The 14624-nt window shown below is 67.8% G+C and carries 14 protein-coding genes; 13 read left to right on the forward strand and 1 reads right to left on the reverse strand.

The genetic code is table 11. The features are described from left to right. Window positions 1–81: 81 nt before the first annotated feature. The 7 genes from ASG23_RS09055 to tuf all read left to right on the forward strand — a co-directional run bounded on the left by ASG23_RS09055 (window position 82) and on the right by tuf (window position 10612). On the forward strand, window positions 82–3951 hold the full coding sequence (locus ASG23_RS09055) for a DNA-directed RNA polymerase subunit beta' (RefSeq protein WP_056023393.1): 3870 nt from the start codon (window positions 82–84) through the stop codon (window positions 3949–3951). 122 nt (window positions 3952–4073) lie between these two features. After that, window positions 4074–5483, forward strand: a complete 1410-nt coding sequence (locus ASG23_RS09060) for a C2 family cysteine protease (protein WP_056023396.1) — start codon at window positions 4074–4076, stop codon at window positions 5481–5483. 26 nt (window positions 5484–5509) lie between these two features. Then, complete coding sequence (locus ASG23_RS09065; RefSeq protein ID WP_157465596.1) at window positions 5510–5845, forward strand: hypothetical protein; 336 nt, start codon at window positions 5510–5512, stop codon at window positions 5843–5845. Window positions 5846–6259: 414 nt separating this feature from the next. Then, window positions 6260–6631 (forward strand): 30S ribosomal protein S12, encoded by a 372-nt coding sequence (rpsL, locus tag ASG23_RS09070; protein WP_013770160.1) that lies wholly within the window; start codon window positions 6260–6262, stop codon window positions 6629–6631. Next, entirely contained in the window at window positions 6631–7101 is a 471-nt protein-coding gene (rpsG, locus tag ASG23_RS09075; RefSeq protein ID WP_028045072.1) for a 30S ribosomal protein S7, read from the forward strand. The genes rpsL and rpsG overlap by 1 nt, the downstream gene beginning before the upstream one ends. Window positions 7102–7190: 89 nt before the next feature. Beyond that, a complete protein-coding gene (gene fusA / locus ASG23_RS09080) occupies window positions 7191–9293 on the forward strand; it encodes an elongation factor G (protein WP_056023402.1) in 2103 nt (700 codons plus the stop codon). Window positions 9294–9418: 125 nt separating this feature from the next. After that, window positions 9419–10612, forward strand: coding sequence for an elongation factor Tu (tuf, locus tag ASG23_RS09085; protein WP_056023405.1), 1194 nt, complete (start codon window positions 9419–9421; stop codon window positions 10610–10612). Between the two features lie 96 nt (window positions 10613–10708). Here the strand turns inward: tuf and ASG23_RS09090 are convergent, their stop codons facing one another. Continuing rightward, window positions 10709–11086, reverse strand: a complete 378-nt coding sequence (locus tag ASG23_RS09090) for a hypothetical protein (protein ID WP_056023409.1) — start codon at window positions 11084–11086, stop codon at window positions 10709–10711. A 349-nt stretch (window positions 11087–11435) separates the two neighbouring features. Here ASG23_RS09090 and rpsJ point away from each other — a divergent pair, with 349 nt between their 5' ends. The 6 genes from rpsJ to rpsS are packed head-to-tail and all read left to right on the forward strand — an operon-like array spanning window position 11436 to window position 14575. Beyond that, window positions 11436–11744: a 30S ribosomal protein S10 gene (rpsJ, locus tag ASG23_RS09095; protein WP_013117879.1), complete on the forward strand. Its 309-nt coding sequence runs from the start codon at window positions 11436–11438 to the stop codon at window positions 11742–11744. A gap of 22 nt (window positions 11745–11766) precedes the next feature. Then, entirely contained in the window at window positions 11767–12426 is a 660-nt protein-coding gene (gene rplC, locus ASG23_RS09100) for a 50S ribosomal protein L3 (RefSeq protein ID WP_055912147.1), read from the forward strand. Between the two features lie 2 nt (window positions 12427–12428). Beyond that, complete coding sequence (gene rplD, locus ASG23_RS09105; protein WP_056023411.1) at window positions 12429–13124, forward strand: 50S ribosomal protein L4; 696 nt, start codon at window positions 12429–12431, stop codon at window positions 13122–13124. Beyond that, entirely contained in the window at window positions 13121–13423 is a 303-nt protein-coding gene (rplW, locus tag ASG23_RS09110) for a 50S ribosomal protein L23 (protein WP_055912151.1), read from the forward strand. The genes rplD and rplW overlap by 4 nt, the downstream gene beginning before the upstream one ends. An 18-nt stretch (window positions 13424–13441) precedes the next feature. Next, window positions 13442–14281: a 50S ribosomal protein L2 gene (gene rplB / locus ASG23_RS09115; RefSeq protein WP_055912153.1), complete on the forward strand. Its 840-nt coding sequence runs from the start codon at window positions 13442–13444 to the stop codon at window positions 14279–14281. Between the two features lie 12 nt (window positions 14282–14293). Beyond that, a complete protein-coding gene (gene rpsS, locus ASG23_RS09120; protein WP_028045064.1) occupies window positions 14294–14575 on the forward strand; it encodes a 30S ribosomal protein S19 in 282 nt (93 codons plus the stop codon). The last annotated feature ends 49 nt before the right edge of the window (window positions 14576–14624 follow it).

The following is a 14624-nucleotide window of genomic DNA, read 5'->3' on the forward strand; positions in this document are numbered from 1 at the left end:
GGGTGGGCGGCGGGCCCGCACCTTTAGCAACATTTCCGTTCAGCCGGGTCGCCCCGGCAAGCGAAGGAAGTAGGACCCCCCTTGCTCGACGTCAACGTCTTCGACGAGCTGCGTATCGGCCTTGCCTCGGCCGACGACATCCGTGCCTGGTCGCACGGTGAGGTGAAGAAGCCCGAGACCATCAACTACCGGACCCTGAAGCCGGAGAAGGATGGCCTGTTCTGCGAGAAGATCTTCGGTCCCACCCGGGACTGGGAGTGCTACTGCGGCAAGTACAAGCGCGTGCGCTTCAAGGGCATCATCTGCGAGCGCTGCGGCGTCGAGGTGACCCGCTCCAAGGTCCGTCGTGAGCGCATGGGCCACATCGAGCTGGCCGCGCCCGTCACGCACATCTGGTTCTTCAAGGGTGTGCCCTCGCGGCTCGGCTACCTGCTCGACCTCGCCCCGAAGGACCTCGAGAAGGTCATCTACTTCGCGGCCTACATGATCACGTGGGTCGACGTCGACGGCCGGCACGAGGACCTCCCCAACCTCCAGAACGGGATCGACCTGGAGAAGAAGGAGATCTCGGACCGCCGCGACAACGACATCAACACCCGCGCCACCAAGCTCGAGGCCGACCTGGCCGAGCTCGAGGCCGAGGGTGCCAAGGCCGACGCCCGCCGCAAGGTGCGCGACTCGGCCGAGCGCGAGATGGCTCAGCTGCGCAAGCGTGCCGACCTCGAGCTCGACCGCCTCGACGCGGTCTGGGACCGGTTCAAGAACCTCAAGGTCGCGGACCTCGAGGGCGACGAGATGCTGTACCGCCAGCTCCAGGACCGGTACGGCAACTACTTCGAGGGCTCGATGGGCGCCGCGGCGATCCAGAAGCGTCTCGAGGCGTTCGACCTCGAGGCCGAGTCCGACTCGCTGCGCGAGATCATCAAGACCGGCAAGGGCCAGCGCAAGACGCGTGCCCTGAAGCGGCTCAAGGTCGTCAACGCGTTCCTCACGACAACCAACTCGCCCACCGGCATGGTGCTGGACGCCGTCCCGGTCATCCCGCCGGACCTGCGCCCGATGGTCCAGCTCGACGGTGGCCGGTTCGCCACCTCGGACCTGAACGACCTGTACCGCCGCGTGATCAACCGGAACAACCGCCTCAAGCGGCTGCTCGACCTGGGCGCGCCCGAGATCATCGTCAACAACGAGAAGCGGATGCTCCAGGAGGCCGTCGACTCGCTGTTCGACAACGGCCGCCGCGGCCGTCCGGTGACCGGTCCGGGCAACCGCCCGCTCAAGTCGATCTCGGACATGCTCAAGGGCAAGCAGGGTCGTTTCCGTCAGAACCTGCTCGGCAAGCGCGTCGACTACTCGGGCCGTTCGGTCATCGTCGTCGGCCCGCAGCTCAAGCTCCACCAGTGCGGCCTGCCCAAGCAGATGGCGCTCGAGCTGTTCAAGCCGTTCGTGATGAAGCGCCTCGTGGACCTCAACCACGCGCAGAACATCAAGTCGGCCAAGCGCATGGTCGAGCGCGCCCGTCCCGTCGTCTGGGACGTGCTCGAGGAGGTCATCACGGAGCACCCGGTGCTGCTCAACCGCGCACCCACGCTGCACCGTCTGGGCATCCAGGCGTTCGAGCCCCAGCTGGTCGAGGGCAAGGCGATCCACCTGCACCCGCTCGTCTGCGCCGCGTTCAACGCGGACTTCGACGGTGACCAGATGGCCGTCCACCTGCCCCTGAGCGCCGAGGCGCAGGCCGAGGCCCGCATCCTCATGCTCTCGAGCAACAACATCCTCAAGCCGTCGGACGGTCGTCCGGTGACCATGCCCTCGCAGGACATGATCATCGGTCTGTACCACCTGACGAACGACAAGGACGAGGCGCTCGGTGCCGGCCGGTCCTTCAGCACGGTCTCCGAGGCTGTCATGGCGTTCGACCAGGGTTCCCTGGACCTGAACGCCGTGGTGAACATCCGCTTCGACGACCTCGTGCTGACCGAGGAGGACGCGCCCGAGGGCTGGACCGAGGGTGACACGCTCATCTTCGAGACGACCCTGGGCCGTGCGCTGTTCAACGAGCTGCTGCCCGTGGACTACCCGTACGAGAACGGCGTCGTCGACAAGAAGCGCCTCTCGGTCATCGTCAACGACCTGGCCGAGCGGTACCCCAAGGTCGAGGTCGCTGCCTCGCTGGACGCGCTCAAGGAGGCCGGCTTCCGCTGGGCCACCCGCTCGGGCGTCACGATCTCCATCTCGGACGTCGCGACCCCGGCGGCCAAGGCGGCCATCCTCGAGGAGCACGAGGGACGCGCGGCGAAGGTGCAGGGCCAGTACGAGAAGGGCCTGATCACCGACGACGAGCGTCGCCAGGAGCTCATCGAGATCTGGACGCAGGCCACCGACAAGGTCGCCAAGGCGATGCAGGAGAACTTCCCGCGTCAGAACACCGTCTACAAGATGGTCGGCTCCGGTGCCCGTGGTAACTGGATGCAGGTCCGTCAGATCGCCGGTATGCGTGGCCTCGTGGCCAACCCGAAGGGCGAGATCATCCCTCGCCCGATCAAGTCGAACTACCGCGAGGGGCTGTCGGTCCTCGAGTACTTCATCGCGACGCACGGTGCCCGCAAGGGTCTGGCGGACACCGCACTGCGGACCGCCGACTCGGGCTACCTGACCCGTCGTCTGGTGGACGTCTCGCAGGACGTCATCGTCCGTGAGGACGACTGCGGCACCGAGCGTGGTCTGACGATGCCCATCGGCGTTCCCGGCTCTGACGGTGCCCTGCGTCGTCACGACAAGGTCGAGACGAGCGTCTACTCGCGCACGCTGGCGACGGACGTCGCGATCGACGGCGAGGTCATCGGTCACGCCGGTGACGACGTCGGCGACGTGCTGCTCGACCGTCTCCTCGAGGCGGGCGTCACCGAGATGAAGATCCGCTCGGTGCTCACCTGCGAGTCCCGCGTCGGCACCTGCGCGCGCTGCTACGGCCGTTCGCTGGCCACCGGCAAGCTCGTCGACATCGGCGAGGCCGTCGGCATCATCGCGGCCCAGTCGATCGGTGAGCCCGGCACGCAGCTGACGATGCGTACCTTCCACACCGGTGGTGTGGCGTCGGCTGACGACATCACGCAGGGCCTGCCGCGTGTCCAGGAGCTCTTCGAGGCCCGCACCCCCAAGGGTGAGGCGCCCATCGCAGAGTTCTCGGGCCGCATCGCGGTCGAGGAGGGTGACCGTTCGCGTCGCCTCGTCCTCACGCCGGACGACGGCTCGGAGGAGATCGCCTACCCGATCACCAAGCGTTCGCGCCTGCTGATCTCGGACGGCGACCACGTCTCCGTCGGCACCCAGCTGGTCCAGGGTGCGGTCGACCCGAAGAAGGTCCTGCGCATCCTCGGGCCGCGTGCGACGCAGAAGCACCTGGTCGACGAGGTGCAGGTCGTCTACTCGTCGCAGGGTGTGGACATCCACGACAAGCACATCGAGGTCATCGTGCGGCAGATGCTGCGCCGCGTGACGGTCCTCGACTCCGGCACCACCGACCTGCTGCCCGGCGAGCTCGCCGAGCGTGGGCGCTTCGAGGACGCGAACCGCGCTGCGGTGTCCGAGGGCGGTCAGCCGGCGTCGGGTCGTCCGGAGCTCATGGGCATCACGAAGGCGTCGCTCGCGACGGACTCGTGGCTGTCGGCGGCCTCCTTCCAGGAGACCACCCGGGTGCTCACCGAGGCCGCGATGTCGGGTCGTTCCGACCCGCTGCTCGGCCTCAAGGAGAACGTCATCCTCGGCAAGCTCATCCCGGCCGGGACGGGCCTGCCCCGCTACGGCAACATCGCGGTCGAGCCCACCGAGGAGGCGAAGGCCGAGCTGTACCCGACCTTCGGCTACGACGAGATCGACTTCCCCGCCCTGGGCCTCGGCTCCGGCGAGGCGATCCCGCTCGAGGACATCGACTTCGGCGACTACCGCTAGTCGAGACGCACGACCGAAGGGCTCACCGGTTCACCGGTGGGCCCTTCGGCACGTCCGGGGATGGGTCCGCCGTGGGCCCTGGGGCTCTGCCCAGGGCTGTTGTCGTACGTGACGCTCGGGGTATGCCGCAGCCGACGTGGGACGTGAGGTCCGAGCGGGGGGCCGCCACCCTCGAGCACCTGGGCGTGGTGGTGGTCGCCGTGCTCCTGGTCGGTGCGCTGCTGGCGACCGGTTTCACGACACGGGTCGGTGTGCAGCTGGCGTGCGAGCTGCGCTCGATCGTGACCCAGGCGGGCACCTGCGGCGGCGACGAGGTGCCGACCACCTACGACGCCGACGGCGACGGGGTCGGCACCCAGCCGACGCGCATCGACGACGGTGGCACGTCGGAGTCGGGCGGCGACGCCACGACGTACGACGACGCGCTGCCCAGCACCGAGACGGTCGACCAGGACGCGGTCGACGACGCGCTCGACGACATCCGCGACGCGCTCGACGGCGGCTTCTTCGGGGTGCGCGGCGGGGACCTCGACGACGCGATGGACGCGCTCGACGGACTGAACGGCGCGGAGATCGACACCCTGATCCGTTCGATGTCCGACGACGAGCTGCGGCACTGGATCAACGAGCTCGAGGACGGCTGGATCGGTGGCGGCTGGGACCGCGAGCAGCGGCGCGAGCTGTGGGAGCTGATCGTCGGCAAGGCGAGCAAGGCGACGCTGGACAGGCTCTCCGGCCTCACGGACGAGATCCAGCCGTCGTTCGACGACGTGGGCGGCGACGGCGCGCGCGACGACCCCGAGAGCGTCGCCAACACCGCGGAGTACGACGAGGTGAACCACCAGCTGGTCGTCGGCGGGATCCGGCCGATGGACATCGCGCAGGGCGCGATCGGCGACTGCTGGTACATGGCCTCGCTCATGGCCGTCGTCCAGGCGGACCCTAGCGTGATCGAGGACGCGATCACCCGCAACGCCAACGGCACGTACACCGTGCGGCTCTACGACGACGGSGAGCCGGTCGACATCACCGTCACGCCGGACATGGTGGTCCGGGAGGACAACCCGGCCTTCTCGTACCAGTCGCCGCAGAAGCTTGCCGACGGTTCGCAGGGGTACGAGCTGTGGCCGCTCGTGATGGAGAAGGCGCTCGCGCTGCTCTGGGGCGACTACGCGGCGATCGAGGGCGACTCCCCGGGACTCGGCCTCGAGGTGGTGACGGGGGAGTCCAGCACGTCGTCGTCGCTCGACGACGCACCCAGCGTGTCGGAGCTCGACTCCCTGCTGGACGGTGGGGGAGCGGTGACGCTCGCCTCGCTCGGGGAGGGCGACGACCTGCCTGACACCTACGGGAACGCGTCCGGCGGGGGTCTGGTGACGGGGCACGCGTACTACGTGAAGTCCGTCAACGCGACGAAGGGCACCGTGACGGTGGTCAACCCGTGGGGCTCGGACTATGCGCCGATCACCCTGTCGTACGCTGAGTTCCAGGACAGCTTCAGCACGATCTACACGAACGGGGTGCGACCGTGACCGGCGCTGCCAGGCATACAGGGTTCGTGGCCGTCCTGGTTGCGGCAGTGCTCACGCTCGCCGGGTGCGGGGGCTCCGACAACGCGGGGGATGCGGTGGAGCACCCCGAGGGCTCGAGGGCGCTGGTGCTGAACCAGCCGACAGCGGTCGGCGACTACCGGGTGGTCGCGTCGAACGTGACCGCGGACGAGGCCGGCATCGACGTGGTCAGCGACGGTCCGGCCGAGGGCGGCACGGTGGCGCTGGGCGACGAGGCCACCATCGGAGGCTTCACGTTCACGCTGGTGGACATCGAGCTGGACGAGAAGGACTCGGCGCCGGGCGGCAGCCGGACGACGGTCTGGATCCTCCCGGCCGACTGAGGCCATGGCGGGACCGGTCGTGCTCCCTCCGCCTTGTCGCGTGCGACCTCAGCCGCGTCGCGTGCGACCGTCGCCGCTTTGACGCCCCTCCGGGTGGCGGGTAACGTAGGACACCGTGCCCGCGCCGTCGGGCTCTCGCGCATGCACTCGGTGGACGCCTGTGTTCCGGACCTCAGTTCGGGATGGCGGGTCCGGGCGCATCGGGTGGTTTCCCCCACCGCGCCGTCTCTCCGTCAAGGCAACCTTGCGGACTGCGGTGCGGAGGACCGGGGCGACACGCCCGGGTGCGGGGGTCGGTGCGGGACGTACGACCTGCGGGGTAGTCGCGCGACGGGCGACGAACCTCGACCATGCCGGCCGTCCAGGGTGACGGGTGCCGGTCGACCAGAGATTCATCCAACAGACGGAGACGTAGTGCCTACGATCCAGCAGCTGGTCCGCAAGGGCCGGCAGGCGAAGACGAACAAGTCGAAGACGCCTGCCCTCAAGGGCTCCCCCCAGCGACGCGGTGTGTGCACCCGCGTCTACACCACGACCCCGAAGAAGCCGAACTCCGCGCTCCGCAAGGTCGCCCGCGTTCGCCTCTCGAGCCAGGTCGAGGTCACCGCGTACATCCCCGGTGTCGGTCACAACCTGCAGGAGCACTCGATCGTGCTCGTGCGTGGTGGCCGTGTGAAGGACCTCCCGGGTGTCCGGTACAAGATCGTCCGAGGTGCCCTCGACACGCAGGGCGTCAAGAACCGTAAGCAGGCGCGCAGCCGCTACGGCGCGAAGAAGGTGGGCTGATGCCTCGCAAGGGTCCGGCCCCGAAGCGGCCGCTCGTCATCGACCCCGTCTACGGGTCCCCGGTCGTCACGCAGCTGATCAACAAGGTCCTGCTCGACGGCAAGAAGTCCGTCGCGGAGCACATCGTCTACGGCGCCCTCGAGGGTGTCCGTGAGAAGACGCAGGGCGACCCGGTCGTCGTGCTCAAGCGCGCGCTGGACAACGTCCGCCCGTCGCTCGAGGTGCGTTCGCGCCGCGTCGGTGGCGCCACGTACCAGGTGCCCGTCGAGGTGCGCCCGGTCCGTCAGACGACCCTCGCGCTGCGCTGGCTCACCGATTACTCGCGCGCACGCCGCGAGAAGACGATGACCGAGCGCCTCATGAACGAGATCCTCGACGCGTCCAACGGCCTCGGTGCCGCGGTGAAGCGTCGCGAGGACATGCACAAGATGGCCGAGTCCAACAAGGCCTTCGCGCACTACCGCTGGTAATCCCGGCACCCACGGGCGCTGCGCCGCCGGTCCGATCCTCGGGCCGGACCGGTGGCGCCACCCAAGCCAACCGACAAGGGGCAACTCACGTGGCACTGGATGTGCTGACGGACCTCACGAAGGTCCGCAACATCGGCATCATGGCTCACATCGATGCCGGCAAGACGACGACCACCGAGCGGATCCTGTTCTACACCGGGGTCAACTACAAGATCGGTGAGACGCACGACGGCGCGTCGACGATGGACTGGATGGAGCAGGAGCAGGAGCGCGGCATCACGATCACGTCCGCCGCGACGACCTGCTACTGGCACGACAACCAGATCAACATCATCGACACCCCCGGCCACGTGGACTTCACGGTCGAGGTCGAGCGCTCGCTGCGCGTCCTCGACGGTGCCGTCGCCGTCTTCGACGGCAAGGAGGGCGTGGAGCCCCAGTCGGAGACCGTCTGGCGTCAGGCCGACAAGTACGACGTCCCGCGCATCTGCTTCGTCAACAAGATGGACAAGCTCGGCGCGGACTTCTACTTCACGGTCGACACGATCGTGAACCGCCTCAAGGCCAAGCCGCTGGTCATCCAGCTGCCCATCGGCTCCGAGAACGACTTCATCGGCGTCGTGGACCTGGTCACCATGCGTGCCCTCGTGTGGCGCGGCGAGACCGCGCTGGGCGAGAAGTACGAGGTCGAGGACATCCCGGCCGACCTGGTGGAGAAGGCGGACCAGTACCGCGCCGAGCTCCTCGAGGCCGTCGCCGAGACCGACGACGAGCTGCTGGAGAAGTTCCTCGGTGGCGAGGAGCTGACGGTCGCCGAGATCAAGGCCGGCATCCGCAAGCTCACCGTCAAGTCCGAGGCCTACCCGGTCCTCTGCGGCTCGGCGTTCAAGAACAAGGGCGTCCAGCCCATGCTCGACGCCGTCATCGACTACCTGCCGACGCCCCTGGACGTCCCGGCGGTCGAGGGCCACGACATGAAGGACCCCGAGCTCGTCGTCGAGCGTCACCCCGACTCGACGGAGCCGTTCTCGGCCCTCGCGTTCAAGGTCGCCTCGCACCCGTTCTTCGGCAAGCTCACCTACGTCCGGGTGTACTCGGGCAAGGTGGCGCAGGGCGCCCAGGTGCTCAACTCGACCAAGAACAAGAAGGAGCGCATCGGGAAGCTCTTCCAGATGCACTCCAACAAGGAGAACCCGGTCGAGGACGCCACGGCCGGTCACATCTACGCGTTCATCGGCCTCAAGGACGTCACCACGGGCGACACCCTGTGCGACCCGGCCTCGCCGGTCGTGCTCGAGTCCATGACGTTCCCCGAGCCGGTCATCGACGTCGCCATCGAGCCGAAGACGAAGGGTGACCAGGAGAAGCTCTCCGTGGCCATCCAGAAGCTGGCCGAGGAGGACCCGACCTTCCGCGTCAAGCACGACGAGGAGACCGGCCAGACCGTCATCGGCGGCATGGGCGAGCTCCACCTCGACATCCTCGTGGACCGCATGCGTCGCGAGTTCAAGGTCGAGGCCAACGTCGGCAAGCCGCAGGTCGCGTACCGCGAGACGATCCGTCGCTCGGTCGAGAAGATCGACTACGTGCACAAGAAGCAGACCGGTGGCTCGGGCCAGTACGCGAAGGTCCAGATGACCTTCGAGCCGCTGGACCCCGCCGAGGGCGAGCTGTACGAGTTCTCGAACAAGGTCACCGGTGGCCGCATCCCGCGCGAGTACATCCCGTCGGTCGACGCCGGCATCCAGAGCGCGATGCAGCTCGGCGTCCTCGCGGGCTTCCCGCTGGTGGGCGTCAAGGCGATCCTGCTCGACGGTGCCGCGCACGACGTCGACTCCTCGGAGATGGCGTTCAAGATCGCGGGCTCGATGATCCTCAAGGAAGCGGTCCGCAAGGCCGACCCGGTTCTGCTGGAGCCGGTCATGGCCGTCGAGGTCCGTACTCCTGAGGAGTACATGGGTGACGTCATCGGCGACATCAACTCGCGCCGCGGCATGATCCAGTCCATGGAGGACGCGACGGGCGTGAAGGTCATCCGCGCCCAGGTTCCTCTCTCCGAGATGTTCGGGTACGTCGGTGACCTGCGGTCGAAGACCCAGGGTCGCGCGGTGTACTCGATGCAGTTCGACAGCTACGCCGAGGTTCCTCGGAACGTTGCCGAGGAAATCATCAAGAAGACCCGGGGCGAGTAGTCCCACAGGTCGAACCCTGTAGTTCCATCACACAAACCGACCCGTAGGACGCCGCGTCGAACGGCTACCGTCCGGTAGCCGCAGAACGTCGGCCAATCTCTACCAAGTCCTGAGGAGGACACCCAGTGGGCAAGGCGAAGTTCGAGCGGACGAAGCCGCACGTCAACATCGGCACCATCGGCCACGTCGACCACGGTAAGACGACGCTGACCGCGGCCATCTCGAAGGTGCTGCACGACAAGTACCCCGACCTGAACCCCTTCACGCCTTTCGACGAGATCGACAAGGCCCCTGAGGAGAAGCAGCGCGGTATCACCATCAACATCGCGCACGTGGAGTACCAGACGGAGAAGCGTCACTACGCTCACGTCGACGCTCCGGGTCACGCGGACTACATCAAGAACATGATCACGGGTGCGGCGCAGATGGACGGCGCCATCCTCGTGGTCGCGGCGACCGACGGCCCGATGGCCCAGACGCGTGAGCACGTCCTGCTCGCCCGTCAGGTCGGCGTGCCCTACCTGCTCGTCGCGCTGAACAAGACCGACATGGTCGACGACGAGGAGATCCTGGAGCTCGTCGAGGTCGAGGTGCGCGAGCTCCTCTCGGCCCAGGGCTTCGACGGCGACGACGTCCCCGTCGTGCGCGTCTCCGGCCTGAAGGCGCTCGAGGGCGACCCGATCTGGGTCAAGTCCGTCGAGGACCTGCTCGAGGCCGTCGACGAGTCCGTCCCGGACCCGGTGCGCGACATCGACAAGCCCTTCCTCATGCCGATCGAGGACGTCTTCACGATCACCGGTCGTGGCACCGTCGTCACCGGTCGCGTGGAGCGCGGCAAGCTCAAGGTGAACGAGGAGGTGGAGATCGTCGGCATCAAGGAGAAGGCGATCAAGACCACCGTCACCGGCGTCGAGATGTTCCGCAAGCTGCTCGACTACGCCGAGGCCGGCGAGAACGTCGGTCTGCTCCTGCGTGGCACGAAGCGCGAGGAGGTCGAGCGCGGCCAGGTCGTCGTCAAGCCCGGCTCGATCACGCCGCACACCGAGTTCGAGGGCCAGGTCTACATCCTGGCCAAGGACGAGGGCGGCCGTCACAACCCGTTCTACGGGAACTACCGCCCCCAGTTCTACTTCCGCACCACCGACGTCACCGGCGTCATCACGCTGCCTGAGGGCACCGAGATGGTCATGCCCGGCGACAACACCGAGATCCACGTGAACCTCATCCAGCCCATCGCGATGGAAGAGGGCCTCGGCTTCGCCATCCGCGAGGGTGGCCGCACCGTCGGCTCGGGCAAGGTCATCAAGATCATCAAGTGATGCTCGCCCCTCGGGGCAGCTGATCTGAACGGAAGGGCCCGGCGGCTTCGGCTGCCGGGCCCTTCCGTCGTCTGCTCGCTCGTCGACCGCGTCGGATCAGCCGGAGTCCGGGTAGCCCGCGCGACCGTCCCCGTCCAGGTCCGTGCACAGGCCGTACTCCTCGCCGGGCAGCTGGGTGACGCAGTCCGCGTAGCCCTCGAGGTAGCGGAGCTCGCCGTCGGCCGTCGCATCCGTGCAGTCGGGGGAGCCGTCCGCCGGGTCGCACGGCTCGCCGGGCACGGGGAGCCGAGACGCGGTGGGATTCGGAGCCGTCGACTCGAGGACCGTCGCGCTCGGTTCCGGTGCTGTCGATGTCGACGGTGGCGAGCTCGGCGTGGGTGTCGCGGTGGGGTCGGGCGCCGGAGTGGAGGGGCACCCGGCCAGCAGGAGGGTGGCCGCGACGACGCCGATCACGCGGGCGGGTCTCAGGTGCATGGCGCCACCGTAGCGGTGCGCGACGGTGGCCTCGCCAGGCGACTGTGCGGGAGATCACGCGCTTCTCCCGCTCAGGTGTGACGGAGGCGATTGGAGTTCCACCGCGCACTCTGGCACACTGTTCAGGTTGCCTAGTTGAGGGCGGCGCGTTCGCGCGCGCAGCACACGACAGGGCTCACACACGTGGACGGCGTCTGGACCCCGGGATCACCCGGTGGTTGACGCCCGACAACAACCACCGATCTCGTGCCTGAGAGGGTACGCAGCGCAACGGTGTGTCGCGCCAAGCGACACGCCCGAGTGCGGGGGTCGGACGGGCCGGTTCCAAACAGAGGGAAGTAGAAGCGCCATGGCGGGACAGAAGATCCGCATCAGGCTCAAGTCCTACGACCACGAAGTCATCGACAGCTCGGCGCGCAAGATCGTCGACACGGTGACTCGCGCTGGTGCGTCGGTCGTGGGTCCGGTGCCGCTGCCGACGGAGAAGAACGTGTTCTGCGTCATCCGGTCGCCCCACAAGTACAAGGACAGCCGCGAGCACTTCGAGATGCGTACTCACAAGCGGCTCATCGACATCATCGATCCCACGCCGAAGGCCGTCGACTCGCTCATGCGTCTCGACCTGCCTGCGGACGTGAACATCGAGATCAAGCTCTGACGCTGGGAAGGAACTGATTTCTATGGTTACCCAGCAGAACGAGCGCGCAGTCACGGCCCTGCTCGGCACGAAGCTCGGCATGACCCAGGTGTGGGACGACAACGGTCGTCTCGTCCCGGTCACCGTCGTCGCTGTCGGCACGAACGTCGTGACCCAGGTGCGCTCCGCCGATGCTGACGGCTACGCCGCGGTCCAGCTGGCCCACGGCCAGATCGACCCGCGCAAGGTCACCAAGCCGCTGAAGGGCCACTTCGAGAAGGCCGGGGTCACCCCCCGCCGGCACGTGGCCGAGATCCGTACGCCGAACGCCTCCGAGTTCACGCTCGGCCAGGAGCTCACGGCCGCCCTCTTCGAGGCCGGCTCGCTCGTGGACGTCATCGGCACCACCAAGGGCAAGGGCACCGCCGGTGTCATGAAGCGTCACGGCTTCCACGGCGTCGGCGCCTCGCACGGTGCGCACCGCAACCACCGCAAGCCCGGCTCGATCGGTGGCGCTTCGACGCCGTCGCGCGTGTTCAAGGGCATCAAGATGGCCGGTCGCATGGGCGTGGACCGCCAGACCACCCAGAACCTGACCGTGCACGCGGTCGACGTCGAGAGGGGCCTGCTCCTCGTCAAGGGTGCCGTTCCCGGCCCCAAGGGTGGCGTCGTGGTCGTGCGTTCCGCTGTGAAGGGGGCGTGACCATGAGTGACACGCTGACTGTCGACGTGGTCGACTCCCAGGGCAAGAAGACCGGCTCTGCCGATCTGCCCGCGGACGTCTTCGACGTGCAGACCAACATCCCGCTGATCCACCAGGTCGTCGTCGCGCAGCTCGCGGCGGCTCGCCAGGGCACCCACGACACGAAGAGCCGTGGCGAGGTCCGTGGTGGTGGGCGCAAGCCGTACAAGCAGAAGGGCACCGGCCGCGCCCGTCAGGGTTCGACGCGTGCTCCGCAGTTCGCCGGTGGTGGCGTCGTCCACGGCCCCACCCCGCGCGACTACTCGCAGCGCACCCCCAAGAAGATGAAGGCCGCGGCGCTCCGCGGTGCTCTCTCGGACCGCGCTCGTGCCGGCCGCGTGCACGTCGTCTCGGGCTTCGCCCCGGGCACGGCGCCGTCGACCAGGTCCGCGCTCGCCGTGCTCGACAACCTCTCCGGACGCAAGCACGTCCTGGTGGTCGTCGAGCGTCAGGACGAGATCACGTGGAAGTCGCTGCGGAACGTCGAGCGGGTGCACCTGCTGGTCGCTGACCAGCTCAACACCTACGACGTCCTGATCTCGGACGACGTCGTGTTCACGCAGGGCGCGCTCGACGCGTTCCTGGCCGGCCCCGTCAAGGGTGCCGCAGCCGTGGCAGATGTCGTCGAGTCTTCCGCGTCCGAGGAGGAGACCAAGTGACCGACATCGGCAAGAACCCGCGCGACATCCTGCTCGCGCCGGTCGTCTCCGAGAAGAGCTACGGCCTGCTCGACGAGGGGAAGTACACCTTCCTCGTCGACCCGCGGGCGAACAAGACCGAGATCAAGATTGCCGTCGAGCAGGTCTTCGGCGTCAAGGTCGACTCGGTCAACACCGCGAACCGTCAGGGCAAGGCCCGTCGGACCCGTTTCGGCATCGGCCGCCGCAAGGACACGAAGCGTGCGATCGTCACCCTCCGCGAGGGAACGATCGACATCTTCGGTGGTCCGGTCGGCTGAGCGAAGGACTGAGAACTCATGGGAATCCGCAAGTACAAGCCGACCACGCCGGGCCGTCGTGGCTCCAGCGTCGCCGACTTCGTCGAGATCACGCGCTCCACTCCGGAGAAGTCGCTCGTCCGTCCCCTCCACAAGACGGGCGGCCGTAACTCCACGGGTCGCATCACCACGCGCCACCAGGGTGGCGGTCACAAGCGTGCGTACCGCGTCATCGACTTCCGTCGCCATGACAAGGACGGCGTGCCGGCCAAGGTCGCTCACATCGAGTACGACCCCAACCGCACCGCCCGCATCGCGCTCCTGCACTACGCGGACGGCGAGAAGCGCTACATCATCGCGCCGAACAAGCTGTCGCAGGGTGACCGCATCGAGAACGGCCCCGGCGCCGACATCAAGCCCGGCAACAACCTGCCGCTACGCAACATCCCGACCGGTACGGTCATCCACGCCATCGAGCTGCGGCCCGGTGGCGGTGCGAAGATCGCCCGCTCGGCTGGCGCGTCCGTGCAGCTCGTCGCCAAGGACGGCCCCTACGCCCAGCTGCGCATGCCGTCCGGTGAGATCCGCAACGTCGACCTGCGCTGCCGCGCGACGGTCGGCGAGGTGGGCAACGCCGAGCAGTCGAACATCAACTGGGGCAAGGCCGGCCGCATGCGCTGGAAGGGCAAGCGCCCGACCGTCCGTGGTGTCGCCATGAACCCGATCGACCACCCGCACGGTGGTGGCGAGGGCAAGACGTCCGGTGGACGTCACCCCGTCAGCCCGTGGGGCCAGGCCGAGGGCCGTACCCGCCGTCCGAACAAGCCGAGCGACAAGCTCATCGTGCGCCGTCGGCGCACCGGCAAGAACAAGCGCTGATAGGAGCCTGAGATGCCACGTAGCCTGAAGAAGGGCCCGTTCGTCGACGGTCACCTGCAGAAGAAGGTCGACGTCCAGAACACCGCCGGCACGAAGAACGTCATCAAGACGTGGTCGCGCCGTTCGGTCATCACGCCGGACTTCCTCGGCCACACGTTCGCTGTGCACGACGGACGCAAGCACACCCCGGTGTTCGTGACGGAGTCGATGGTCGGGCACAAGCTCGGCGAGTTCGCTCCGACGCGGACGTTCCGCGGCCACGAGAAGGACGACCGGAAGGGTCGTCGCCGCTGACCCCCGGGTCAGCCAGGCGACGCCCTCACCGGCAGAGACAAGAAGGCAG

The sequence above is a fragment of the Cellulomonas sp. Leaf395 genome (assembly GCF_001424125.1).
Lineage (GTDB): Bacteria > Actinomycetota > Actinomycetes > Actinomycetales > Cellulomonadaceae > Cellulomonas.